This window comes from Crenobacter sp. CS_VA4 (assembly GCF_055597485.1).
Map to the genome: position 1 here is coordinate 62614 of NZ_JBVMAE010000015.1, position 23329 is coordinate 85942.

Consider the following 23329-nt stretch of genomic DNA (forward strand, 5'->3'; position numbering starts at 1 on the left):
CAGGGCTAACGGCGTGCGGCGTCGCGTTCGCGCACCAATTGGTGCAGCGTCTTCGCGGCCGGCTTCAGCGGCACATGGTTCTGCGTCCAGCCGAGCTGCCCCGGCGGGGTCAGGCCGCGCAGCCGGGTGGCGGCCCAGCCGAACAGCTTGTAGACAGAAGGTTGGCCGAACAGGCCGCGCCAGGCGCGCCAGGCCAGTGCCTCCTTGCCGGTGTGCGCGGCGCCCTGGCCTCGCAACGGGTGCGGCACCGTCTCGGTCGCCGGGCGCTGTGCCTCCTCGCGCAGCCGCATCAGCATCTCGGAAATCGGAATCTTCACCGGGCAGACCTCGCCGCAGGCGCCGCACAGGCTCGAGGCGGTCGGCAGATCGCGGGTGTTCTCCAGGCCCAAGAGGTGCGGCGAGATGATTTCGCCGATCGGGCCAGGGTAGGTGGTGCCGTAGGCGTGGCCGCCGATGCGGGTATAGACCGGGCAGTGGTTCATGCACGCGCCGCAGCGGATGCACTGCAGCGTCTTGCGCAGCTGCTCGTCGGCGTAGGCTTGCGAGCGACCGTTGTCGAGCAGCACCAGGTGCACTTCGCGCGGGCCGTCCTTTTCGCCCGGCTTGCGCGGCGACGAGATCATGTTGAAGTAGGTGGTGATCGGCTGGCCAATCGCCGAGCGAGTCAGCAGGCTGTAGAGCGGCACCACGTCGGTCAGCTTCTCGACCACCTTTTCGATGCCGGTGATGGCGATGTGCATGTCGGGCACGGTGGTGCACATCCGGCCGTTGCCCTCGTTTTCCACCAGGCACAGCGTGCCGGTCTCGGCCACCGCGAAGTTGACGCCGGACAGGCCGACGTCGGCCTTTAAATAAAGATCGCGCAGCACGTTGCGGCCGATCTTGATCAGCGCGTCGACGTCCTCGGTATACGGCGTGTCAGGGATGTGCTCGTGGAACAGCCGGGCGATCTGGGCGCGGGTCTTGTGGATCGCCGGCATGATGATGTGGGTGGGCTTCTCGCCGGCCAGCTGCACGATGTACTCGCCCATATCGCTTTCCACCGCGGTGACACCGCGCGCTTCCAGATAGTGGTTGAGCTCGGTCTCCTCGCTGACCATCGACTTGCCCTTCACCGCCAGCGTGCCGCCGCGCCGGGCGATCAGGCCGTGGATGATTTCGTTGGCCTGCTCTGTCGTCTCGGCCCAGTGCACCTTTACGCCGTTGGCGGTGAGCTTGCTCTCCAGTTGTTCGAGCAGCTCGGGCAGCTTGGCGAGGCAGCGCTGGCGGATGGTCTCGCCCAAACTTCGCAGCGTCTCCAGCTCGTCGCCGTCCGGAAACGCCGATAGTCGCTTGGCCATCAGGTAGTCCATCGCGGTGCGCAGGCTGTGGCGCAACTCGCCATCCTGCAATGCCGCGCGGGCGTTGTCCTTGAACTGGCGGGACGGGTAGACGGTGATCGTTTGCGCGTCGCTCATGCCGCGTCCTCCAATTGAGCCACGTCGATGTGGGGCGGCAGCACCGCCAGCACCACCAGCTCGCGCGGGCCGTGCGCGCCATAGGCCAGCGTCAGCTGGATGTCGGCGGTCTTGGACGGGCCGGACACCAAGAGCGCATTGGTCGGCATGCCGTTCGGCCAACCTTCAGCGCTCATCGTGGTGTAGAAGTCCGGGTGCAGGGTGCGGGTGTCGAACAGCGCAAAGTGGGTCGGCGGCACCAGACTCATCGTGCGCGGCTCGTCGGCGTCGGGCCACAGCACCAGCGTGCCGGTGGCGGCGATGCCGCAGCGCACCGCGGTGAACGCGGCGTCGGTGTCGTTGAACAGCTCATCCTTCCAGTCGTCGACTACGCGGTCGAAGGTCTTCAGCTTCAGCAGCGGATTGTGCTGCAGCGCTTCCTGCGCCAGGCGGCCATGCGGGGTCTGCGGCGCGAGCAGCAGGCTGCGGATCGGCCGCGCCTTCACCTGTTCGGCCAAGCTTTGCGGCCAGTCACCCTCGCTGCACCAGACGATGTCGGTCTTCACCGAGCGCATCATCGCCGCCCAGTGGCGCAAGGCTTCCAGCTCGCTCCAGCGCGGGCCGAAGCGTTCGAAGTGCGCGGCGACGTCCGGCTCGACCGGGACGGAGCGCGGCGCGGCGCGTAGCTTGGCAAGGATGGTGTCGCGCGCGCTCATACCTTGCCTCCGGTGCGTTCCAGCAGAAAGGTGGCCAGATGCTTGCCGGCGAACACCCGCTCGCCGTCCTTGGCGAGCTTGCCGTTGATGTTGAGCAGGCAGCCGCCGTCGGCGGTGACGAATTCGAGCGCGCCGCTGTGCTGCAGCGACGCGGCCTTGTCGCCGACCATCGCGCCGGCGATGTCCGGGTGCTTCACCGAGAAGGTGCCGCCGAAACCGCAGCACTCCGACTCGTGGTCGTGCACCACGCGCTCGACATGGGCGAGCCGGTCGACCAGCGCCCAACTGGTCAGGTGCACATTCATCTCGCGCCGCGCGCCACAGGAGGTATGCACCGCCACCCGGGTGGGCAGGCCGCGATCCTCGGGGCGGAAGTCCAGCACGTTGAGCAGGAAATCCGACAGCTCCACCACCCGCGCCGCCAGCGCTTCGGCCAAGGTCTGCTCCGGCTCGCCGGCGAACAGTCGCGGCCAGTGGTGCTTCATCATCCCACCACAGGAACCGGACGGCACCACGATGGGCCAGTCGTTCGGGAACAGCGCCAGCTGCGCGCGCGCCACCGCGCGGGCCTCCTTGGGGTGGCCGCTGGTATAGGCCGGCTGGCCGCAGCAGCTTTGCGCCTGGGGGAAGTGCACGCGCAGGCCTTGGCGCTCGAGCAGGGTGATCGCGTCCATGCCCGCCGCGGGCAGAAACAGGTCGAGCAGACAGGTGCCGAAGAAGTAGACGTCGGTCGGGCGCGTAGCGCCGGGGGCCGGCCGCGCTGCGGTATTGGGCTGCATCCTCTCTCCTTTGGATAATTGGTAAGACCAATATTTATTGTTGGAATCGACTGTAGAGCGAATGCTCGCTATGAGTCAATAGCCGTTTTATAGAATCCGGTATAGCTCCGCGCCAGACACTGCTATTATTGGTCTTACCAATTTACGCAAACACAACGACGGCGCGGCTTTGCCGTGTTGCAGCATGCCGTGCCGTTTGTCGCGCCGCGACAACGTCATCGCCAGGATCTTTGCCCGCTTGTTTCACCGGCGAGGCTGGAGGATGATGGGCGCCGCCCGGGGTTAACGGTGGGAAATCGAGAGAACAGATATGGCGTACCAAAAGGTGAACGTGCCGCGCTTAGCGGACGCGATCGTGAAACAGCTGGAAGACCAGATCCTTGAAGGGGTGTTGAAGCCCGGCTCGCGGCTGCCGGCCGAGCGGACCCTGGCCGAACAATTCGGCGTGTCGCGCCCGTCGCTGCGCGAGGCGATCCAGAAGCTGACCGCGCGCGGCCTGTTGACCAGCCGGCAGGGCGGCGGCACCTATGTCACCGACCAGCTGGAGACGGCGTTTTCCGACCCGTGGGAGCAGTTGATCAACCAGGACGCAGGCCTGCAGGGCGACGTGCTGGAGTTTCGCCGCGCGATGGAGGGCACTGTCGCCAGCGTGGCAGCGCGGCGTGCCACCGATGCCGACCTGGAGCGGCTGCAGGGGCTGATCGAGCAGCTCGAGCAATCCTATGAACAGGGCGACATGAGCACCCGGGCGGCGATCGACGTGGAGTTTCATCGGGCTGTGGCCGAGGCCTCGCACAATGTACTGTTCGCCCACCTGATCAGCAGCCTGTTGCACATGCTGCACAGACATATCGAGGACAACATCACCAGCCTGTTCGCCAGCGGCCCGGTGGCGGGCGAGCTGCTCGAGCAACATATGGCGGTGTGTCGGGCGATCGTGGCGCGCGACCCGGAGGCGGCCCGGCGCGCCGCCGAGGCGCACATCGACTTCGTCGCCAGCACGATGGCGCAGTTCAAGGACGAGAAGGAGCGCACCGACCGGGCGCGGCGACGGATGGCCGGCGCCTGAGGCAACACGGAAGACCAAAAAAGGCAGCGACCGCATCGCTGCCTTTTTGTTTTGCCGCTCATGCCAATACAATATCCAATCTGACCCACGCAGCCGATCCGAAGCCGGCCGCACCGACCCGGAGCCGAGCCGGCTCGCCACCCGAGGAGAAACTAATGTCTAGCCCCCGCGAGCTGTTCGACCAGCTCAATCGCGACTACCTGGCAGTCCACAAGGCCAAGGAAGACCTGTTCTGGGACACCTATATGGGCATCTCAGACGACCATGCCGGCTTTGCCCGTGCCGAGCAGACGTACAAGGACTTTATTTCCAGCCCTGAACGGCTGACGGCGGTGCGCACGGCACTGGCCGAGCTGGGCAGCACGCCGGATGCCTGCGACAAGGCTCAGCTGCAGCACGGCCTGCAGGGCTGGCAGGCCCTGTTCGAGTGCAACATCCTCGACAGCGACACGGCGCGCGATGAGATGCGCGAGCTGATCGAGATGGAGTCGGCGCTGTTCGCCAAGAACCAGCAGCACGCGCTCCATCATTTCAACGAGCTGGGAGTGCGCGAGGAGGCGACGCTCGGCATGCTCGCCACCAATATGGCCACCAACCCCGACGAGACGGCGCGCAAGAGCTCGCACGACGCGCTGCTGGGGCAGGAGCGCTGGGTGCTCGACAACGGCTTCCTCGACTTGGTGCGCCAGCGCAACCGGATGGCGCGCACGCTCGGCTACCGCAATTACTTCGACTACAAGGTCAACAAGAACGAGCGGATGAGCCCGGAGGCGCTGTTCGTGATCCTCGACGACTTCGAGGCGCGCACCCGCGACGCCAATCTGCGCGCGCTGAACACCTTGGCCGAACAGAAGGGCGAGTCGGCGCTCAAACCGTGGAACCTGCGCTTTCACATGAGCGGCGACGTCACGCGCCAACTCGACCCCTATCTGCCGTTCGCCAAGGCGGTGGAGCGATGGATGCTGAGCTTCCGCCGCCTCGGCATCGGCTACCGTGGCGCGCTGATGCAGCTGGACCTGTTGGAGCGCAAGGGCAAGTACCAGAACGGCTTCTGCCACGGCCCGATTCCAAGCTTCTACGACGAGACCGGCCGCTGGGTGCCGGCGCAGATCAACTTCACCTCCGACGCCAAGCCCGACCAGATCGGCAGCGGCGACCGCGCGATCACCACGCTGTTCCACGAGGGCGGCCACGCGGCGCACTTCGCCAACGTCACGCAGAACTCGCCGTGCTTCTCGCAGGAGTTTGCGCCGACCTCGATGGCCTACGCCGAGACGCAGTCGATGTTCTGCGACAGCCTGCTCGGCGACGCCGACTGGCTGAAGCGCTACGCGAAAAACAGCGCCGGCGAGGTAGTGCCGGACGCACTGATCCGCGCGCAGATCGAGATCAGCCAGCCGTTCCGCGCCTTCATGGAGCGGATGATCCTGATCGTCGCCAATTTCGAATGGGCGCTGTACCAACTGTCCGACGACGAGCTGACGCCGGAAGCGGCGTTAAAACTGGCCCGCGCCACCGAGCAGCGCATCCTCGGCATCGAAGCGAGCCCGCGCCCGGTGTTGTCGATCCCGCACCTGCTCAACCAGGAGTCGGCCGCCGCCTACCACGGCTACCTGCTCGCCAATATGGCGGTGTACCAGACCCGCGCCTACTTCGAGCGCGAATACGGTTACCTGACCGACAACCCGGCGATCGGACCGAAGTTGGCCGAACACTATTGGGCACCGGGCAACAGCGTCAGCCACAACGCCACCTTGCTGAGCCTGACCGGCGAGCCGTTCAACGCGCGCCACCTGGCCGACGTCTGCAACCTGACGGTGGAACAGGCGTGGGACGAGGCGCAGCGGCAGATCGCGGCGGCGGCGCGCGGCGAGCCGAGCGACTACCCGCCCGAGCTGGGCGCACGGATCCGGCTGGTGCATGGCGCCGAGCTGATCGCCGACAACGCCGAGTCGGATGAAGCGATGTGCGAGCGGTTCGAGGCGTGGGTGGCGGAGCGTTATCCAGTGAGCGTGCATTAGTGCTGCCTTTTACCAATAGCGAAGCCGGACATCGTCCGGCTTTTTGTTTTCGCGGATTTTAAGGAAGGTGAGCTTGGGTTGTGGTTTTGTCGGTCTCGCCCGACTGGCGAGGTACTTTCTTTGCTTCGCCAAAGAAAGTACCCAAAGAAAGGCGACCCCAGTGCGCTGGCCTTCGGCTCCCCTCGCGCCTGCCAAGCGGCCAGGCGCCGCCGAACTCGCGGGCGGCTAACGTCCGCCCGCTCGAACAAGCGGCGGCTTAAGACCTGGCCGTTTGACGATCGCTCGGCAGCGCAAAGGGGATCGGCAGGATGATTGCTGCAGTTGTGGATTTGGAAGGTTTCAAAATGACAGTGAACGCGGCCGACAGAACCGATTTCAACACCCCGGTGCTGACCACCGGGTGGGAAGAGCCTGATTCGCCACACTCACCCAGGAGATTCAGGCGGGGTAACGGGTGTTCCCAATTAGGGGAAAACACCGTAGCAGTAACCGAAGCCACCAAGACTCTCATAGTCTTCGCGCGTGATCCTTATCGCATTGAAGAGACATTCGTTAGCGGTGTTAATCCTTGCACTTCCCTGAATTGAGCCATCATCTACGTCTTCATAGTTCGGGAAATTGGCTTCAGTGCCTTCACCTGCGAATAGCCCGAATTGAAAAGTGCAATAGCGTCCGGGATTGCCCCCATAGAATTTCTGCCAAAGGATGAAAAACTTGGTTGAGTAGTCTTTGAACAGAGTGAGTTCGTTAGAATCGAATACGTCGCCAAGAGTTGTTTTCCCTAGTACGTAGTTCAAGCGAGGGATAGAGAAGTTCCTGAGTCGATTCAAAGGCCATTTGAGAAATGCACCAGTCTCAAGGCTCACAAGCATGACTGCATCGACCATATCGTCTTGAGCATACTCGATTTGTACGAGTGCGTTTGAGAACACGTAGGCGACAAGGGTCTCGCCATTGCTTAGGTTCTGCTCATACACAGGCACGCCGAACTTACTCTCAACATGGCGTTTTGAAGTGTACGGGTATGTAAGTTGGAGAATATTCTTTGGCGCTTTTTCGTACTTGATAGAGGTCTGGCTAAACTTACTCCATGCCCATTTAACGGGAGTGAGTGCAGACTTCACCAGCCCTGTCATGATGGAAGTGTTTGGCTCCATGAATCTCCTTTCAAGTACGTATATCCCACAGTATAAGGTACTGAACTCCTTCCGCTCCGCCCCTCTTCCACCATGCCCTGACAATCCGGGCGGAATGTGGTACCAAAAGCAGCGTGAAACGGTGCCAAATCGCGCGCCGCGTTACATTTGCCAAACAGAACGAGCCGACGAATGCTGCCGACCGTCACCCAATCCCCTTCGACGCCGCCGAGGACGGGCGTGGCCAACGGGAGACGTCGGCGAGCACTGTCCGAGTGTCGGCTTTTGCCGACGCGAGTTGCGCAGCCGCCCGTTGGCCGCGTCCGCCCGCAGGGCAGCCCGCGTCAGCGGGCCGGCGTCGTTGGGGGCGCCTTTCTTTGGGTACTTTCTTTGGCGAAGCAAAGAAAGTACCTCGCCAGTCGGGCGAGACCGACAAAGCTCCATCCCCACCGACATTCCCTACGACCTAGAGCCCGCAAAGCTCCTTGCCCTCTCACTCTCCCTCCGGCCGATAACAAAAATGCTCTGCCATCCACTCGCTCAGCTCGCTGACAAACAACCGCACCTTGGGCGAGTCGCGCCGGGTGCTCGGGTAGGCGGCGTAGACATGCTCGCGGCCGAAGCTCTCGCCCTCGAATTCGTAGTCGGTCAACAGCGGCACCAAGCGCCCGTCGCGGATATGGCGGATCACGCTCCACTGCGGGCAGGGGAAGATGCCGAGTCCGGCCAGCGCCGCGTCCAGCAACAGATCGTAGTTGTCCGACACCATCGGCCCGCTCGGCGCCACCTGCCAGCTGCGGCCGTCGCGGCGCAGCAGCCATCCCGGATTCAGCATCGGATGGCGGTAGAGCAGGCAGGCGTGTTCGGCCAACTGCTCCGGCGTGGTGATCGGAGGGTGGCTAGCGAGATAGGCGGGGCTCGCGCAGATCAACACCCGGTTGTTGCCGACCACCTTGACGATCTGGTTGGGCAGGTCGTGGCGGCCGAGCCGCAACGCCAGGTCGAAGCCCTCGGCGACCATGTCGACGAAACGGTCGCACAGCGACACGTTCAGCTCCACCTCGGGGTAGCGCTGCAGGAAGCGCGGCCCGAATTCGGCGAGCACCGCGCGGCCGAACGACAGCGGTGCGGTCAACCGCAGCAGCCCGCGCGGCCGGCCGTCCAGTTCGGCGATGCGCTGGCGCGCTTCGGCCAACCGTTGCTGCACCTCGCCGGCGGTTTCGAGATAAATGCGTCCAGCCTCGGTCAGCGCCACGTGGCGGGTGGTGCGCTCCAGCACCCGCACGCCTAGCGACGCTTCGAGCGCGTGGATCGCCTTGGTGATCGCCGACGGGGTCTTGCCGAGCCGGGTGGCGGCGCGGCTGAGGCTGCCGGTGTCGGCAACGGCGATGAAGGCGTCGAGTGCGGCGAGCATGTCCATGGCCAGTATTTCCTGTCAGGAAAAAAAGTAGTTCCGATCCATTGTCTTATCATTTCTCGCCCACTGCCTAGAATCGAAAGCACGGCAGCCACGATGCGGCCGGATAACAAGCAGAGGAGAAAGCGATGAACACAGGAAGAAAGCCGCTCTGGCTCGCCTTGCTGGCACTGGGACTGGCCGGTTCGGCCAACGCCAAGGAGCTCAACATCTACAACTGGGGCGAATACTTCGCGCCTGACACCATTGCCAATTTCGAAAAAGAAACCGACATCAAAGTGCGCCTCGACGTGTACGACAGCAACGAAGTGCTGCAATCGAAGCTGCTCACCGGCCACACCGGTTACGACCTGGTGTTCCCGTCCAACGACTTCCTGGCGCGGCAGATCCAGAGCGGCGTCTACCTGAAGCTCGACAAGAGCAAGCTGTCCAACTACCCCAACCTCGACCCGGTGCTGATGCAAAAAGCGCAACAGTCCGACCCGGGCAACCAGTACAGCGTGCCGTATATGTGGGGCACCACCGCGATCGGCTACAACGCCGGCAAGGTGCAGAAGGCGCTCGGTGCGCCGGTGCCGGCCAACAGCTTCGACCTGGTGTTCAACCCGGCGTACGCGGCCAAGCTGAAGTCCTGTGGCATCGCGCTCACCGACTCGGCGAGCGCGATCTTCCCGATGGCACTGCGCTACCTCGGCCGCGACCCCAATTCGGCCAAGCCCAAGGACTACCAGGACGCCTACGCGATGATGATGAAGGTGCGCCCGTACATCCGCCGCTTCATCGCCACGCCGGTGATGAACGACCTGGCCACCGGCGAGGTATGCGTCACCACCGGCTATTCCGGCGCGGTGCTGGTCGCCAAGCTGCGCGCCCAGTCGTCGAAGAACGGCCAGCAGATCGGCTACAGCCTGCCGTCGATCGGCGCCCAGCTGTGGTTCGACAATATGGCGATTCCGAAAGACGCCAAGAACGTCGACAGCGCGCTCACCTTCATCAACTACATCCTGCGCCCGGACGTGGTCGCCAAGATTAGCAACTCGGTGATGTACCCGAGCCCGAATACCGGCGCGAAGAAGCTGCTCAACGCCTCGCTGATCAGCGACCCGATGATCTACCCGGACGCCAAGCGGATGGAGACGCTGTGGGTGCAGCGCCCGTTCGACCCGGCGACGCTGCGCCTGCAGACCCGCCTGTGGACCCGTTTCAAGACCGGTCAGTGAGGAAGCGGCGATGACGACAACGGGTTTCATCTACGACGAGCGCTTTCTCGAGCACAACGCCGGCCGCCAGGTCTATCAAGGCGCCGACTGCGGCGAAGAATTCGACAGCCCTCTGCGTCTGGTACACACCAAGCGGCTGCTCGATGCGGTCGGTCTGACGGCGCAGCTCACGCCGCTGGCCTTCGACGCGGCGAGCGACCAACAGCTGCTGCGCGTGCATTCGGCCGACTATCTGGCGAGCCTCGCTGCCCGCTGCGCCGCCGCAAGCGGTAAGACGATCCAACTCGGCGACGACGCGCGCGGCAACGAGGCGACCGAACGCACCGCGCGGCTCGCCGCCGGCGCGGCCTGCGCGGCGGTCGACGCGGTGCTGCAGGGGCAGGTCGACAATGCCTACGCGCTAATCCGGCCGTCCGGCCATCACTCGAGCCGCGACTTCGCGATGGGCTATTGCTACTACAACAATGTCGCGGCCGCGGCGCGCCACGCTCAGGCAATGCACGGGCTGGAGCGGGTCACGATCATCGACTGGGACGTGCACCACGGCAACGGCACCCAGTCGCTGTTCTACGACGACCCGTCGGTGCTGTTCGTGTCGCTGCACGAGGAGGACAACTACCCGCTGGAAGGCGGCTCAAGCGACGAAGCGGGCGAGGGCGCCGGGCGCGGTCACAACCTCAACCTGCCGCTACCGGCCGGCACCGGCAACCGCGGCTATCTCGCCGCGTTCGACGAGATCGTGCTGCCGGTACTGCGGCAATATCGCCCGCAGTTGATCCTGATCTCGGCCGGCCAAGATGCCAACGCCTACGATCCGCTGGGCCGGATGCGGCTGACCCGCGACGGCTACACCGCGCTGGCGGCACGCTTGAAAACGTTGGCCGAACAGATCTGCGATGGCCGGCTGGTCGCGCTGCAGGAAGGTGGCTACAGCCTGCCGTACCTGCCGATAGCCACGCTCGGCGTGATCGAGGGCTTGAGCGGCATCGCCTGCGATTTCACCGACCCGCACCATTTCCCGGCTCGGCCGATTGCGCCGCAGGAGCGCGCCACGCTCGACGCGCTGCGCCATCAACATGCCCGCTACTGGCCGACGTTGGCCGAATAATAGAATTTAGGAGACCCCACCATGCGCAACATTACCGTCGCCGCCACCCAGATGGCTTGCACTTGGGATACTGACGCCAACCTCGCCAACGCCGAGGCGCTGGTACGCGAGGCGGCCGGGCAGGGCGCCAATGTCGTGCTGCTGCAGGAACTGTTCGAGACGCCGTATTTCTGCATCGACCAGATCGCCCGCCACAACGAGCTGGCGCGCCCGCTCGAGGGCCACCCCTGGCTGCCGCGCTTCCTGGCTCTGGCGCGCGAACTGAATGTGGTGCTGCCGGTCAGCTTCTTCGAACGCGCCGGGCAGACCCAGTTCAACAGCATCGCGATCATCGACGCCGACGGCAGCCTGCTCGGCCACTACCGCAAGATGCACATCCCGGACGGGCCGGGCTACACGGAGAAGTACTACTTCTCGCCGGGCGATCTCGGTTTCAAGGTGTGGGATACCGCCGTGGGCCGGATCGGCGTCGGCATCTGCTGGGACCAATGGTTCCCCGAATGCGCGCGCAGCATGGCGCTGATGGGGGCGGGGCTGCTGTTGTACCCGACCGCGATCGGCTCCGAGCCGCACGATGCCGGCATCGACTCGCGCCGCCACTGGCAGAACACCCAGCGCGGCCATGCCGCCGCCAACCTGATGCCGCTGATCGCCAGCAACCGGATCGGCACCGAGCACGGCGCCGACGGCCAGATCACCTTCTACGGCAGCTCGTTCATCGCCGGGCCGGACGGCGAGCTGGTGGCCGAAGCCAGTCGCGACGAGCGTCAGATCCTGCTCGCCAGCTTCGATCTGGATGCGCTGGCCGAGAAACGCCGCAGCTGGGGCGTGTTTCGCGACCGCCGTCCCGAGCACTACCGCACGCTGCTGACACTCGATGGACACCAGCCGCAGAGGGGCATGGCCGGCTGACCGTCTTCGGCATGGCCGCCCGGCCGGTGCTGATCCTGCTAATGGCTGCCGCGAGGCTGCACCTCAACGGTGATGTGTGACAGCGCCTTGAAGCGGTCGAGCTTGGCACGATAGTAGGCCGGCGTGCGCTGGGCCTCGGCCACGACCGACACCATGACTCCAAGGTGGCCTGGCCCCAAGCGCCAGAGGTGGAGATCGACAAGTTGATCGCCGTCCTGCTCGATGACCTTCCTGATTTGCCCTTGCATGCGTTGATCCGGGACGACATCGAGCAGGACGCCCGCCGTGTCGCGGATCAGCGTGTATGACCAGTTGGCGATAACGACCGCCCCGACAATGCCGGCAAGCGGGTCCATCCAGACCCAGCCGAACAGGCGCGCGAGCACCAGACCGACAATGGCCAGCACCGAAACCGCCGCATCGGCGATCACATGGAGATACGCCGACCGAATGTTGTTGTCGCGATGCGTGGAAACCGACCCCGCCCCGGCATGATGGTCGTGTTCGACGAACGTTAGCGCATGCTCTTCGCCAGACAGGCTCACCCTCACCTCGAAGGCGTGGGGCTCGGGAATCTCGTCCACTGATTCCAGATGGCTTCCGCAATCGACGAAGGCAAAGGATTGCTTCTCGCCACCGGGCCGGATCGTCTGCAGCGACACGGCGGAAGCCGCCGGCTTCTCCCCATCGAAGGCCAAGCGGAAGCGGGGTGGCACGCCGTCTTCGTACACCGACAGCTCGACGGTGCCGTTGCGTCTCTCGATGCGCTGGGACTCGTCTCCATGCTCGTGCGCATCATGACCGTGGCCATGACTATGCCCATGGCTGTGTCCGTGATGGTCCCCACTCAACAGCCAGGCACTGACGATGTTGACGCCCAAACCCACCACCGCGATCGGAATGGCTTCGGAGAAATGGATCGGGATCGGGGAGAAGAAACGTACAAGCGCCTCATAACCGATCAACAGCGCGATCATCGCCAGCACGATGGCGCTGGAGAAACCCGCCAAATCGCCCAGCTTGCCGGTGCCGAAGCCAAAGCGGGGGTCGTTGGCATGGCGGCGCGCGTAGGTGTACGCCATCGCGGCGATCAGCATCGCCCCCGCATGGGTGGACATGTGCAAGCCGTCGGCCACCAGCGCCAAGGAGCCGAACAGGCTCCCGCCGACGATTTCCACCAGCATCATCACACTACATAGGACAATCACCGCCCATGTCTTGCGCTCGTTCTGTTCATGGCCGGCCCCTAGAAATACATGGCTGTGTGTGCCCGCCATACCCGCTTGTGTCTGGTCCCGCATGATGATCACTCTCATACTTGAAATAGCTATTCACAACGTCCCGGCTTGTCATGGAGGGGATACCTCATGACGCCTGTCGTATAGTATGGGGGAGTATACTATCTGCGACGCCGTTGGATGAACTCTCCTTTCAGACCGGCCTGCTTTCCTCTGATCGGCCGGCGAGGTAGAATGGCGGCCGTCATTGGGGAGTAGCCGCCCTCCGTCTATGAGAGGGACTTGCGTCAACAGACTTGCCGTTCGCGGCATGGCGTAAGTGATCCCGGATTTGGCAAGACCTTTGACTGCATTGCCTCTGCGTGGCCGGGGAAGCAATGCGGTCATGGTTTTCTGCCGGCCAGGAGTCTTCATGATGCAGTCCTTCCTCGTTTCCACCAGCGTGGTCGCCTTGGCCGAAGTCGGCGACAAGACGCAACTGCTTTCCCTCGTCCTTGCCGCACGTTACCGCAAGCCTGTTCCCATCATTCTTGGCGTACTGGTAGCGACGCTCGTCAACCATGCCGGCGCTGGGGGCATAGGCACGTGGCTATCCGGCGTGCTGAATCCCGCGGTGTTGAATTGGGCCATCGTTGCCTCGTTCGCCCTGATGGCCGGCTGGATCCTGGTGCCCGACAAGCTCGACGAAGGCGAAGTCGCCATGCCCAAACGGCCCATGGGCATTTTCGGCACGACCGTGTTCACTTTCTTCCTGGCCGAGATGGGCGACAAGACCCAGATCGTCACCATCGCCTTAGCGGCACGGTTCCATGACTTCGTTGGCGTGGTCGGCGGTACCACGCTGGGCATGATGCTGGCCAATGTACCCGTGATCTATCTGGGCCACCGCTTCGCCGACCGACTGCCGGCGAAGGCGGTCCATATCGTCGCCGCATTGATCTTTGTCGTGCTGGGCGGCTTGGCGCTGCGTAACGCGCTTGCCGGCACGTCCTTGGCGCCGTGATTCCGCCTGACAATGCAAAACGCGCCCAGCGGGCGCGTTTCTCGTGATGGCGGTTCGATCAGCGATCAGCCGTCCAGACCCCTCTGCACCAGCTCGGCGGCGCGCACCACCGCGCGCGCCTTGTTCTGCGTTTCCAACCATTCCGACTCGGGCACCGAGTCGGCGACGATGCCGGCGCCCGACTGCACGTACAGTGTCTGGTTCTTGATCACCGCGGTGCGGATCGCGATCGCCAGGTCCATGTCGCCGGAGAAGCCCAGATAACCGACCGCGCCGCCGTAGATGCCGCGCTTGGTCGGCTCGTATTCGTCGATGATCTCCATCGCGCGCACCTTCGGCGCGCCGGACAGAGTGCCGGCCGGGAAGGCGGCCTTCAGCACATCGATGTTCGACACTTGCGGCGCCACGGTGCCCTCGACGCTCGAAACGATGTGCATCACGTGCGAATAGCGCTCGATCACCATTTGCTCGGTCAGGCGCACGCTGCCGGTTTCGGCGACGCGGCCGACGTCGTTGCGGCCCAGGTCCATCAGCATCACGTGTTCGGCGATTTCCTTCGGGTCGGCCAGCAGGTCTTCGGCCAAAGCCTGGTCCTCCTCGCGGGTCTTGCCGCGCGGGCGGGTGCCGGCGATCGGGCGGACCGTCATCGTCTCACCCTCGCGGCGCACCAGGATTTCCGGCGAGGCACCGACCACGTGGAAGTCGTCGAAGTGGTAGAAGAACATATACGGCGAGGGGTTGAGGCTGCGCAGCGCGCGATACAGCGCCAGCGGCGATTCGGCAAACGGCATCGCCAGCCGCTGCGCCAGCACCACCTGCATGATGTCGCCTTCGGTGATGTAGCGCTTGGCGTCGACCACCGCCTGCTTGAATTCTTCTTCGCCGTATTCGGACTGCGCCTGCGTCACCGCGGTCGGCAGCGACAAGGGCAGCGGCACCGGCTCGCGCAACTTGGTGCGCAACGCGGCGAGGCGCGCCTCGGCCTTGGCGAGCGCGTTCGGCACCGCCGGGTCGGCGTAGACCACCAGGTACAGCTTGCCCGACAGGTTGTCGACTACCGCCAGTTCCTCGGACAACATCAAGAGGATGTCCGGCGTGCCGACCGGGTCGGGCTTGCGGGTCTCGGCCAGACGCTTCTCGATGTAACGCACCGTGTCGTAACCGAAGTAGCCGACCAGGCCGCCGGTAAAGCGCGGCAGGCTCTCGACCGGCGGGGTGCGGAAGCGCGCTTGGAACGCCTCGATGAAGGCGAGCGGGTCGCCGTCGTGCTGTTCGATCACCTTGTCGCCGTACTCGACCTGGACGCGGCGCTCGTTGACGCGCAAGCGGGTCGTGGCGGGCAGGCCGATGAAGGAGTAACGACCGAAGCGCTCGCCGCCGACCACCGATTCGAGCAGGTAGGAATAGGGCGCGTTGGCGAGCTTCAGGTAGACCGACAGCGGCGTGTCGAGGTCGGCGAACAGTTCGAGGGTGACAGGAATACGGTTGTAGCCGGCGGCGGCGAGCGTCTGGAACTCGTCGTGAGTCATGAATTTCTCCCAATAGGTCGTTGTTGTCGTAAGGCGGAACGGCGGTGCGAGATCAGCGATGCCATCGCCAGCTGGCCAGGTTGGGCAGAAACTTCATGACTCGTATCGAATGGATTCTTGGCAAAAACGTTAGTTATTCTTCATCAAATCGTACAGCTCGGCAAGGTTGCCGATCACCGCGTCGGCGCCAAGCTGGGCCGCGTCACCGTAACCGTAGCTGACCGCGATCGCCGCGCTGCCGGCGGCACGCGCGGCCAATATGTCGTTGGCCGAGTCGCCGACCATCGCCAGTTCGGCCGGCTTGATGCCGAGCACCTCGCAGGCGTGTAGCAGCGGCTGCGCCGACGGCTTCTTCTCCGGCAGGCTGTCGCCGCCGAGAATCAGGCTGAAGCGGTCGGCGAGGCCCAACTGCTGCAGCAAGGGCACGGCGAAGCGTTCGCTCTTGTTGGTGATCACCACCAGCGGCAGCTGGCGTGCACGCAGTAGGTCCAGGCCGGCTTCTACGCCCAGGTAGAGGTGGCTGTAGTCGCACAGGTGCTCGTGGTAGTACTTCACGAAGAAGGCGAAGCCGGCCTGCCAGGTCTCGATCGGCGCCTGGCCGTCGCGCTCGTCGGTGAGCGCGCGGTGCACCAGGCTGGCGATGCCGTCGCCGACGTGCGACTGGATGCGCTCGGCCAGCAGCGGCGCGAGATCAAAATGCTGGCGCATCGCGTTGGCAGCGGCGGCCAGATCCGGGATCGAGTCGACCAGGGTGCCGTCGAGGTCGAAGGCAACGGCGCGGATGTTGGAAAGCGTCATGGCGATGTCAATGCATGTCAGCTGAGAATCAGCGGGCCAGTATACACCACCGGTCCGGTCGGCTTGTCCTCGGGAGAGCCGCCCTCCGGCTCGATCGACACCGCCAGCTGGTTAGCGTCGGACAGCGGCCGGCTGATCGTCACCCGCGGTGTCTTGCCCTGCAACAGGCCGAGCGAGCGCGGCGTACCGTCGCGGCGCAGCGCCCAGAGTTCCAGCACCTTGCCCGCCGGTAGGTCGACCGGTTGCAGCAGCGTCACGGCCAGCGTGCGCCGTGCCGCGTCGCGGCTGACCACCATGCCGGCGACGCCGGTGGGATCGTTCAGCACCGCGACCGGGGTCGGCAGCTCGGGTTGCGGCAGCAGCTGCGGCGAGAAGTTCACCACCGCCGCGCTCATCAGGAACGCCGTGATGGTGCCGGTGAGGAACCAGAACACCGGATGCGATCGCCGCCGCGGCCGAAAACCCAACCGTTTCTCAATCTGCCGCCAGGTGCGGCGACGCGGTTTCACCGGCACGGTCGCGGCATCGAGCGGGGCGAGCAGATTCTCGCAGGCGACGATTTCTTGCTGCAGCAGCGAGTGGACGCTGGCAAGCTTTTCGAATCGGGAGCGCGCGGCGCCGCGCAGCACGCCGCTGACGTAGCGGGCGGCTAGCGGCTGATAGCGTTCGGGGAGCAGGTAGTTCATACGCCGACGCACTCTCTCAAATGGGCGATCGCCCGGGTGACCCAACTCTTCACCGTGCCGAGCGGGCTCCCCAGGATGGCGGCGATTTCGCTGTGCGACTGGCCGTGAAAATAGGCCAGCACCACGCTCTGGCGCTGCGCGGCAGGTAGATGGCGCAGGCAGTCGAAAAGCGTACTGGCCTCGCTGCGCTCGCTCAGCACGGCGAGCGGTTCATCGCTGGCGGCGGCGCTGGGCTCGGGAAACTCGAATTCGTCCGATGAGACTTCGTCCGGCCACTGGCGCAGCGCATCGATCGCCTTGTTGCGGGCGATCCGGCTCATCCAGGCCAACGGCACGCCGCGCTCCGGGCGATAGTCGGGCGCATGGTGCCAGATCTCGATGAAGCAGTCCTGAAGCAGCTCTTCGGCCAACGCCCGCTGTCGCACGTAGCGCCGCAAGATGCCCAACAACTGCGGCGCGGCCAGACGGTAGAGCCGGGCGAAGGCCTTGCGTTCGCCAAGCGCGGTACGCGCGAGCAGTTCGATCAGTTCTTCGTTTGCATCCGGATGACGACGGTCCACAGAGGGGCCCCTGGTTTCATGCAGCCTGAATTCGATTGTGGCAGCTAAAAACCAAAAAACAACGAGGCGACCGCCACCGTGGCCGCCTCATCCCGCCTTACATCGGCAGCAACACTTTGTCGACAACGTTGATTACACCGTTCTTCTGATAGACGTCGTAGGTGGTGATGTTGGCGATCTGACCCTTTTCATCCTTGATCACGATGTTGTGCGGGCCGTTCCACATGAACCAGAGCTTGCCGCCGGACACGGTTGTCAGTTCGGCGGTGCCACCGCCTTTCTTGATGGCCTGGCTCAGCGCCGCCATGTCGTAACGCCCCGGCACCACGTGGTAGGTCAGCACGCGGATCAGCGTGTCCTTGCTTTCCGGCTTCAGCAGGCCGTCGACGGTGCCGGCCGGCAGCGCGGCGAACGCCGAGTTGACCGGGGCGAACACGGTGAACGGGCCAGGGCCTTTCAGCGTGCCGACCAGGCCGGCCGCCTTCACGGCGGTGACCAGCATGGTGTGGTCGGCCGAATTGACCGCGTTGTCGACGATGTCCTTGCTCGGGAGCATTTGCTGACCGCCGACCCACACGGTCGATTCGGCAAACGCCAGCGGCGTGGCCAACAGCGCAGCGATGAGCAACAGACGGGGGGTGGTTTTCATGGTGTTTCTCCTTCGGCTCGAGTTAGCGATGCAGTACGGTCTGCACTAGCTACTACGTTGGCCGAAGCGAAACGGATGCGGGGTGAAGCAAAAATTTACAGCGATACGTCAGAGATCGCGCTGGCTGACGAACCGGCGCGGCTCGCCGCTCAAGGGGTCGGTGAAGGCGATGGCGCGGGCCAGCAATTGCAGCGACCGTGAGAAGTCGTCGTCCGCCACCGGCCGCACCTCGGGGTAGAACACGTCGCCGACGATAGGCGCGCCGAGGCCGGCCAGATGCACGCGCAGCTGATGCTTGCGGCCGGTGACCGGCTGCAGTCGATAACGGCACACGCCATCGCGCTGCTCGATCAGGTCGATCCAGGTCTCGCTGTTCGGCTCGCCGGCGACTTCCTCCATGCGAAAGAACGGCGTGCCCGGCACCATGCGGCTGCGGTGAACGAAGGGGAAGGTCTTGCCCGGCAGCGCCGGCGCAACCGCCTCGTAGGTCTTGGTGATCGCGCGTTGCTGGAACAGCGACTGGTAGGCGCCGCGGCTGGCCGGATTGAGCGAGAACACCACCAGGCCGGCGGTGTCGCGGTCGATGCGGTGGATCGGCGTCAGCTCGTTAAGGCCGAGCCGGCGCTTCAGGCGCACCAGCAGCGTCTCCTGCAGGTGGCGGCCGGTCGGGATCACCGGCAGGAAGTGCGGCTTGTCGGCGATCAGCAGGTGCTCGTCGCGAAACAGCACGGTCTCGCTGAACGGCACCGGCGTCTCCTGCGCCAGCTCGCGGTAGTAGAACAGGCAGTCGCCGCGCCGGATCGTGCTGTCCGGCACGAGCGCCTGGCCGTACCGGTCGACCAGCTCGCCACGCGCCATCCGGTCGAGCCAGACCGCGGCCGGCACGTCCGGGAAGCGCGCCGCCAGAAACGGCAACAAGGCCGCGCCAGCGCCGTCCTGCACCCAGACGTAGCTCGGGCTGACGCCATCGCGCATCGGCAGCGGTGCGACGGTTTGGCTGCGGGCGGAGCTCACAGCGTGCGGATATCGACCACCGGCACGCTGGCGAACGCCGGGCTGTCGAGGTAGGCGAGGATGCGTTGCGCCGTGTCGGCCGGGCTGCTCAGTGCGCCGTCGGCCTTCAGCGCGTCGAAGCGCTCGCGATTGGGGAAGGCGTCGGTCGAGCTGCCGCGGATCGTCGCCTGCATGCCGGTATCGACCACACCGGGGTAGAGCGACACGATGCGAACGCCGTCACCATGTTCCGCCTGCTCAAGGGCGGCGTGGCGGGTGAAGTGGTCGAGCGCCGCCTTGGTCGCACCGTACACGCCCCAGCCGGAAATCGCCTTGACCGCCGCACCGGACGAGATGCCGATCACCCGGCGCCGTTCGGCCAACCCTGCGGTCTGCGCGATGAAGGCGTTGGTCAGCAGCAGTGGCGCGGTCAGGTTGATCGCCACCGCCTGCGCGACCGCCGTCTCGTCCCACTGGCCGACCTGACCGATCGGCGTGACCACGCCGGCGTTGTTGATCAGCGTCAGCGAGGCAAACGGCCCGGCGCCCAATTGCGCCAGCGCCGCCGGCAGCAAGGCCGCGGCGGCGGCCGGGTCGGCCAGGTCGACCGCCCGCCAGAAGAGCTGCGCCGGGTAGCGGGCCTGCAGTTCGGCCAACTCGCTGCTCTGACTGCACGCGGCGGCGACCACGCGGTGGCCGGCGGCGAGCAGGGCGGCCGTCAGCGCCAGGCCCAGGCCGCGCGACGCGCCGGTGACGATGCTGGCGTGCGTCATCAGTCGGCCTTGGCGAGTTCGGCGCGCATCGCCGCGATGGTGGCGGCGTAGTCCGGGGTGTTGAAGATGGCCGAACCGGCCACGAAGGTGTCGGCACCGGCCGCGGCGATCTGCGCGATATTGTCGACCTTCACGCCGCCGTCGACCTCCAGCCAGATCTCGCCACCGTGGCGCGCGGTGTACTCATCGATGCGGGTGCGTACCTTGCGGATCTTGTTGAGCGCCTCGGGAATGAACTTCTGGCCGCCGAAGCCCGGGTTCACCGACATGATCAGCACCATGTCGATCTTGTCCATCACGTGGTCGAGGTAGTGCAGCGGAGTGGCTGGGTTGAACACCAGGCCCGCCTTACAGCCGGCTTCCTTGATCAGCGCCAGGGTGCGGTCGACGTGATCGCTCGCGTCCGGGTGGAAGGTGATGATGTCGGCACCGGCCTTGGCGAACATCGCCGCCAACGCGTCCACCGGCTTGACCATCAGGTGCACGTCGATCAGCGCGGTGGTGTGCGGGCGGATCGCCTCGCAGAGCATCGGCCCCATCGTCAGGTTCGGCACGTAGTGGTTGTCCATCACGTCGAAGTGGATGATGTCGGCGCCGGCGGCGATGACGTTTTTCACTTCTTCGCCGAGGCGGGCGAAGTCGGCGGACAGCAGGCTCGGGGCAATGCGAAAGTTCGGCATGGGGGACTCGTGAAGGCAGTTTGCAACGAAGCCGTAATTTTAACGCAAAGCCGGGCGGGCCGGGCTGTCGCGGCAATGCACATTCCTGATCGCGCCGGTTGGGGCTAAGATGGTCAGTATCAGGACTGTCGTTCAGCTGCGCCGCCGGCGCCGCGCCACGAAAAACAATGGAACCGACAATGGAAAAGCAGTACAGCTTGCAGGTGGAAACCGAGGTGTTCTACCTGGCGGACAAATCGGACGTCACCGGCGATCGCTACGTATTCGGCTATCGCATCCGTATGACCAACACCGGCACGGTGCAGGCACAGCTGGTCAGCCGGCACTGGATCATCGCCGACGCCAATCGCCAGAAACAGGAGGTGCGCGGCATGGGCGTGGTCGGTGAGCACCCGGACCTGGCGCCCGGCGAAAGCTACGAATACACCAGTGGTGTCACGCTGACCACGCCGTGGGGCACGATGCACGGCAGCTACCAGATGTTGGCCGAAGACGGCACCCGGTTCGACGCCGAGATTCCCGAATTCGTGCTGACCGCGCCGCGCGTGCTGCACTGAGCACAAGACGGGTGCCGGGTCTGGCTAGGTCTAGCCTGCAGGCAGACCGCGCTATTTGCGGCGCGGCCAGGTCCACCACACGATGAACACCGCCAGCCCCAAAGCCAGCAACGCCTCGAGCAACACAATCCACATTCTCACCTCCGCCCCTTAATGAGGTTGGCCGAACCGGAACCCCGGTTCATCTTCGGTCAAGACAGGGGCGTTAACAAGAAATACACTTCATGCGTTTGACACATTCCGGCCCGGCGCCGACGAACCGTAACGACCTGCAAACCCTTAAAACCCTGCTGCCCTACATCTGGACGTTCAAGTGGCGGGTGATCTTCGCGCTGTCTTGTCTGGTGATCGCCAAGGTGGCCAACGTCAGCGTGCCGCTCTACCTGAAGGGCACGGTGGACGCGCTGTCGATCAAGACCAGCTTGCTGGTGCTGCCGGTCGCGGCGCTGGCCGGCTACGGCATCGCGCGCTTGGCGGCCAGCGTATTCGGCGAGCTGCGCGATGCGCTGTTCGCGCGGGTGACGCAGGGTGCGATCAGGCGCATCGCCAACTCGGTGTTCCAGCACCTGTTTTCGCTGTCGCTGCGCTTCCACCTGGAGCGTCAGACCGGCGGGATGAGCCGCGACATCGATCGCGGCACCAAGGGTATCGGCTTCCTGCTCAACTTCCTGGTGTTCAACATCCTGCCGACCCTGGTCGAGATCGCGATGGTCACGGCGATCCTGCTGTCGCGCTACAGCGGCTGGTTCGCCGCGGTGACGCTCGGCACCATCGCGTTCTACATCGTGTTCACGCTGCTCGTCACCGAGTGGCGGATGGTCTACCGGCGCAGCATGAACGACCTCGATTCCAAGGCCAACGCCAAGGCGATCGACGCGCTGATCAACTACGAAACGGTGAAGTACTTCGGCAACGAGCGCTACGAGACCGAGCGCTATGACCGCAACCTGGCGTCGTGGGAGTACTCGGCGATCAAGAACCAGGTGTCGCTCAACCTGCTCAACGCCGGCCAGGGTTTCATCATCGTCTGCGGCGTCACCGCGCTCTTGTGGCTGTCGGCCGACGGGGTGGTGAAAGGCACGATGACGGTCGGCGACGTGGTGCTGGTGTCGGCCTACCTGACCCAGCTGTACGCGCCGCTCAACTTCCTCGGTTTCGTCTACCGCGAGATGAAGCATTCGCTCGCCGACATGGAGCGGATGTTCAAGCTGCTCGGCGCCGGCGCCGAAGTCGCCGACCGGGCCGAGGCCAAGCCGCTCGCCACCCAGCATGCGGCGGTGCGCTTCGAGCAGGTCGACTTCGGCTACGAGAGCAAGCGGCAGATCCTCGACAAGGTCAGCCTGGACATCCCGGCCGGCCAAACGCTGGCGGTGGTCGGCGCCAGCGGCGCCGGCAAGTCGACGCTGTCGCGGCTGATGTTCCGCTTCTACGACGTCAACGCCGGCAGCATCCGCATCAACGGCACCGATATCCGTGACCTGACCCAGGACAGCCTGCGCGCGCATATCGGCATCGTCCCGCAGGACACTGTGCTGTTCAACGACACGATCTACTACAACATCGCCTACGGCCGACCCGAGGCGAGCCGCGACGAGGTGATCGAGGCGGCGCGTTCGGCGCACATCCACGACTTCGTGGTGACGCTGCCAGACGGCTACGACACCATGGTCGGCGAGCGCGGCCTGAAGCTGTCCGGCGGCGAGAAGCAGCGCGTCGCCATTGCCCGCACCCTGCTGAAGAACCCGCCGATCCTGATCTTCGACGAGGCCACCAGCGCGCTCGACTCGCGAACCGAGCGGGCGATCCAGCAGGAACTGGCCGAGATTTCGGCCGACCGCACCACGCTGGTGATCGCACACCGGCTGTCGACCATCGTCGACGCCGACCAGATCGTGGTGATGGAAGGCGGACGGGTGATCGAGGCCGGCACGCACCGCGAGCTGGTCGAGCAGGGCGGCCGCTACGCCGAGATGTGGCGGTTGCAGCAGGAGAGCGAGCATCAGGAAGAAGAGCCAGCTTGATCCGCCGACCCATCACGAAAAAGGCACG

At 64.8% G+C, this 23329-nt stretch carries 22 protein-coding genes, 1 pseudogene and 1 riboswitch; of the genes and pseudogenes, 9 read left to right on the top strand and 14 right to left on the bottom strand.

The window, feature by feature from the left end:
* Window positions 1-5: 5 nt before the first annotated feature.
* The 3 genes from ACZ2IA_RS14970 to ACZ2IA_RS14980 are packed head-to-tail and all read right to left on the bottom strand — an operon-like array spanning window position 6 to window position 2931.
* Window positions 6-1457, bottom strand: a complete 1452-nt coding sequence (locus tag ACZ2IA_RS14970) for a LutB/LldF family L-lactate oxidation iron-sulfur protein (RefSeq protein WP_470293393.1) — start codon at window positions 1455-1457, stop codon at window positions 6-8.
* Window positions 1454-2152 (bottom strand): LutC/YkgG family protein, encoded by a 699-nt coding sequence (locus tag ACZ2IA_RS14975; protein ID WP_470293394.1) that lies wholly within the window; start codon window positions 2150-2152, stop codon window positions 1454-1456. Before ACZ2IA_RS14975 ends, ACZ2IA_RS14970 begins: the two co-directional genes overlap by 4 nt.
* Window positions 2149-2931 carry a (Fe-S)-binding protein gene (locus ACZ2IA_RS14980; RefSeq protein WP_470293395.1) on the bottom strand — a complete coding sequence of 261 codons (783 nt, stop codon included), beginning with the start codon at window positions 2929-2931 and terminating at the stop codon, window positions 2149-2151. Before ACZ2IA_RS14980 ends, ACZ2IA_RS14975 begins: the two co-directional genes overlap by 4 nt.
* A 310-nt stretch (window positions 2932-3241) precedes the next feature.
* Here ACZ2IA_RS14980 and ACZ2IA_RS14985 point away from each other — a divergent pair, with 310 nt between their 5' ends.
* From ACZ2IA_RS14985 to ACZ2IA_RS14995, 3 genes and pseudogenes are all read left to right on the top strand, one after another.
* Window positions 3242-4000 carry an FCD domain-containing protein gene (locus ACZ2IA_RS14985; protein ID WP_470293396.1) on the top strand — a complete coding sequence of 253 codons (759 nt, stop codon included), beginning with the start codon at window positions 3242-3244 and terminating at the stop codon, window positions 3998-4000.
* Window positions 4001-4155: 155 nt separating this feature from the next.
* Window positions 4156-6021, top strand: coding sequence for a M3 family metallopeptidase (locus tag ACZ2IA_RS14990; RefSeq protein ID WP_470293397.1), 1866 nt, complete (start codon window positions 4156-4158; stop codon window positions 6019-6021).
* A gap of 408 nt (window positions 6022-6429) precedes the next feature.
* Window positions 6430-6489, top strand: a pseudogene (locus ACZ2IA_RS14995) (hypothetical protein); the annotation flags it as partial.
* Here ACZ2IA_RS14995 and ACZ2IA_RS15000 read toward each other — a convergent pair.
* The gene (locus ACZ2IA_RS15000) at window positions 6486-7178 is read right to left on the bottom strand and encodes an ETEC_3214 domain-containing protein (RefSeq protein WP_470293398.1); all 693 of its coding nucleotides are present in this window, start codon (window positions 7176-7178) and stop codon (window positions 6486-6488) included. The pseudogene ACZ2IA_RS14995 and the gene ACZ2IA_RS15000 sit on opposite strands and share 4 nt — an antisense overlap.
* Window positions 7179-7650: 472 nt before the next feature.
* Entirely contained in the window at window positions 7651-8577 is a 927-nt protein-coding gene (locus ACZ2IA_RS15005; protein WP_470293399.1) for a LysR family transcriptional regulator, read from the bottom strand.
* 125 nt (window positions 8578-8702) lie between these two features.
* Here ACZ2IA_RS15005 and ACZ2IA_RS15010 point away from each other — a divergent pair, with 125 nt between their 5' ends.
* From ACZ2IA_RS15010 to aguB, 3 genes are read left to right on the top strand one after another with little or no spacing between them, the layout of a single operon-like run.
* Window positions 8703-9794 (top strand): polyamine ABC transporter substrate-binding protein, encoded by a 1092-nt coding sequence (locus tag ACZ2IA_RS15010; protein WP_470293400.1) that lies wholly within the window; start codon window positions 8703-8705, stop codon window positions 9792-9794.
* 10 nt (window positions 9795-9804) lie between these two features.
* Window positions 9805-10902 carry an arginase family protein gene (locus tag ACZ2IA_RS15015; RefSeq protein ID WP_470293401.1) on the top strand — a complete coding sequence of 366 codons (1098 nt, stop codon included), beginning with the start codon at window positions 9805-9807 and terminating at the stop codon, window positions 10900-10902.
* A gap of 21 nt (window positions 10903-10923) precedes the next feature.
* Window positions 10924-11814, top strand: a complete 891-nt coding sequence (aguB, locus tag ACZ2IA_RS15020) for an N-carbamoylputrescine amidase (protein ID WP_470293402.1) — start codon at window positions 10924-10926, stop codon at window positions 11812-11814.
* Between the two features lie 38 nt (window positions 11815-11852).
* Here the strand turns inward: aguB and dmeF are convergent, their stop codons facing one another.
* Window positions 11853-13130 carry a CDF family Co(II)/Ni(II) efflux transporter DmeF gene (gene dmeF, locus ACZ2IA_RS15025; protein WP_470293403.1) on the bottom strand — a complete coding sequence of 426 codons (1278 nt, stop codon included), beginning with the start codon at window positions 13128-13130 and terminating at the stop codon, window positions 11853-11855.
* A gap of 159 nt (window positions 13131-13289) precedes the next feature.
* Window positions 13290-13464: riboswitch (yybP-ykoY riboswitch) on the top strand.
* On the opposite strand from dmeF, the gene ACZ2IA_RS15030 reads away from it, so the two are divergent.
* Window positions 13465-14055 carry a TMEM165/GDT1 family protein gene (locus ACZ2IA_RS15030; RefSeq protein ID WP_470293404.1) on the top strand — a complete coding sequence of 197 codons (591 nt, stop codon included), beginning with the start codon at window positions 13465-13467 and terminating at the stop codon, window positions 14053-14055.
* Between the two features lie 65 nt (window positions 14056-14120).
* Here the strand turns inward: ACZ2IA_RS15030 and trpE are convergent, their stop codons facing one another.
* The 8 genes from trpE to rpe form a co-directional block, all read right to left on the bottom strand.
* Complete coding sequence (gene trpE, locus ACZ2IA_RS15035) at window positions 14121-15584, bottom strand: anthranilate synthase component I (RefSeq protein WP_470293405.1); 1464 nt, start codon at window positions 15582-15584, stop codon at window positions 14121-14123.
* Between the two features lie 129 nt (window positions 15585-15713).
* Window positions 15714-16382, bottom strand: a complete 669-nt coding sequence (locus tag ACZ2IA_RS15040) for a phosphoglycolate phosphatase (protein ID WP_470293406.1) — start codon at window positions 16380-16382, stop codon at window positions 15714-15716.
* 17 nt (window positions 16383-16399) lie between these two features.
* A complete protein-coding gene (locus ACZ2IA_RS15045) occupies window positions 16400-17068 on the bottom strand; it encodes an anti-sigma factor (protein ID WP_470293407.1) in 669 nt (222 codons plus the stop codon).
* Window positions 17065-17628 carry an RNA polymerase sigma factor gene (locus ACZ2IA_RS15050; RefSeq protein WP_470293408.1) on the bottom strand — a complete coding sequence of 188 codons (564 nt, stop codon included), beginning with the start codon at window positions 17626-17628 and terminating at the stop codon, window positions 17065-17067. The genes ACZ2IA_RS15045 and ACZ2IA_RS15050 overlap by 4 nt, the downstream gene beginning before the upstream one ends.
* A 97-nt stretch (window positions 17629-17725) precedes the next feature.
* Window positions 17726-18277 (bottom strand): fasciclin domain-containing protein, encoded by a 552-nt coding sequence (locus ACZ2IA_RS15055; RefSeq protein WP_470293409.1) that lies wholly within the window; start codon window positions 18275-18277, stop codon window positions 17726-17728.
* A 108-nt stretch (window positions 18278-18385) separates the two neighbouring features.
* Window positions 18386-19291: an RluA family pseudouridine synthase gene (locus tag ACZ2IA_RS15060; RefSeq protein ID WP_470293410.1), complete on the bottom strand. Its 906-nt coding sequence runs from the start codon at window positions 19289-19291 to the stop codon at window positions 18386-18388.
* Entirely contained in the window at window positions 19288-20043 is a 756-nt protein-coding gene (locus tag ACZ2IA_RS15065) for an SDR family NAD(P)-dependent oxidoreductase (RefSeq protein ID WP_470293411.1), read from the bottom strand. The genes ACZ2IA_RS15060 and ACZ2IA_RS15065 overlap by 4 nt, the downstream gene beginning before the upstream one ends.
* The gene (gene rpe / locus ACZ2IA_RS15070; RefSeq protein WP_470293412.1) at window positions 20043-20723 is read right to left on the bottom strand and encodes a ribulose-phosphate 3-epimerase; all 681 of its coding nucleotides are present in this window, start codon (window positions 20721-20723) and stop codon (window positions 20043-20045) included. The genes ACZ2IA_RS15065 and rpe overlap by 1 nt, the downstream gene beginning before the upstream one ends.
* Window positions 20724-20902: 179 nt before the next feature.
* Between rpe and apaG the strand changes: the two genes are divergently transcribed.
* Window positions 20903-21280: a Co2+/Mg2+ efflux facilitator ApaG/CorD gene (apaG, locus tag ACZ2IA_RS15075; RefSeq protein WP_470293413.1), complete on the top strand. Its 378-nt coding sequence runs from the start codon at window positions 20903-20905 to the stop codon at window positions 21278-21280.
* Window positions 21281-21504: 224 nt separating this feature from the next.
* Window positions 21505-23301 carry an ABCB family ABC transporter ATP-binding protein/permease gene (locus ACZ2IA_RS15080; RefSeq protein WP_470293414.1) on the top strand — a complete coding sequence of 599 codons (1797 nt, stop codon included), beginning with the start codon at window positions 21505-21507 and terminating at the stop codon, window positions 23299-23301.
* Window positions 23302-23329: the final 28 nt, after the last annotated feature.

Coding starts and splice junctions, on each gene's coding strand:
- ACZ2IA_RS15080 (WP_470293414.1), top strand. CDS start 21,505: ATGCGTTTGACACATTCCGGCCCGGCGCCGACGAACCGTAACGACCTG.
- ACZ2IA_RS15030 (WP_470293404.1), top strand. CDS start 13,465: ATGATGCAGTCCTTCCTCGTTTCCACCAGCGTGGTCGCCTTGGCCGAA.
- ACZ2IA_RS14985 (WP_470293396.1), top strand. CDS start 3,242: ATGGCGTACCAAAAGGTGAACGTGCCGCGCTTAGCGGACGCGATCGTG.
- ACZ2IA_RS15045 (WP_470293407.1), bottom strand. CDS start 17,068: ATGAACTACCTGCTCCCCGAACGCTATCAGCCGCTAGCCGCCCGCTAC.
- ACZ2IA_RS15005 (WP_470293399.1), bottom strand. CDS start 8,577: ATGGACATGCTCGCCGCACTCGACGCCTTCATCGCCGTTGCCGACACC.
- ACZ2IA_RS14990 (WP_470293397.1), top strand. CDS start 4,156: ATGTCTAGCCCCCGCGAGCTGTTCGACCAGCTCAATCGCGACTACCTG.
- dmeF (WP_470293403.1), bottom strand. CDS start 13,130: ATGAGAGTGATCATCATGCGGGACCAGACACAAGCGGGTATGGCGGGC.
- ACZ2IA_RS15000 (WP_470293398.1), bottom strand. CDS start 7,178: ATGGAGCCAAACACTTCCATCATGACAGGGCTGGTGAAGTCTGCACTC.
- ACZ2IA_RS14970 (WP_470293393.1), bottom strand. CDS start 1,457: ATGAGCGACGCGCAAACGATCACCGTCTACCCGTCCCGCCAGTTCAAG.
- ACZ2IA_RS14975 (WP_470293394.1), bottom strand. CDS start 2,152: ATGAGCGCGCGCGACACCATCCTTGCCAAGCTACGCGCCGCGCCGCGC.
- ACZ2IA_RS15010 (WP_470293400.1), top strand. CDS start 8,703: ATGAACACAGGAAGAAAGCCGCTCTGGCTCGCCTTGCTGGCACTGGGA.
- ACZ2IA_RS15065 (WP_470293411.1), bottom strand. CDS start 20,043: ATGACGCACGCCAGCATCGTCACCGGCGCGTCGCGCGGCCTGGGCCTG.
- trpE (WP_470293405.1), bottom strand. CDS start 15,584: ATGACTCACGACGAGTTCCAGACGCTCGCCGCCGCCGGCTACAACCGT.
- apaG (WP_470293413.1), top strand. CDS start 20,903: ATGGAAAAGCAGTACAGCTTGCAGGTGGAAACCGAGGTGTTCTACCTG.
- aguB (WP_470293402.1), top strand. CDS start 10,924: ATGCGCAACATTACCGTCGCCGCCACCCAGATGGCTTGCACTTGGGAT.
- ACZ2IA_RS15040 (WP_470293406.1), bottom strand. CDS start 16,382: ATGACGCTTTCCAACATCCGCGCCGTTGCCTTCGACCTCGACGGCACC.
- rpe (WP_470293412.1), bottom strand. CDS start 20,723: ATGCCGAACTTTCGCATTGCCCCGAGCCTGCTGTCCGCCGACTTCGCC.
- ACZ2IA_RS14980 (WP_470293395.1), bottom strand. CDS start 2,931: ATGCAGCCCAATACCGCAGCGCGGCCGGCCCCCGGCGCTACGCGCCCG.
- ACZ2IA_RS15055 (WP_470293409.1), bottom strand. CDS start 18,277: ATGAAAACCACCCCCCGTCTGTTGCTCATCGCTGCGCTGTTGGCCACG.
- ACZ2IA_RS15015 (WP_470293401.1), top strand. CDS start 9,805: ATGACGACAACGGGTTTCATCTACGACGAGCGCTTTCTCGAGCACAAC.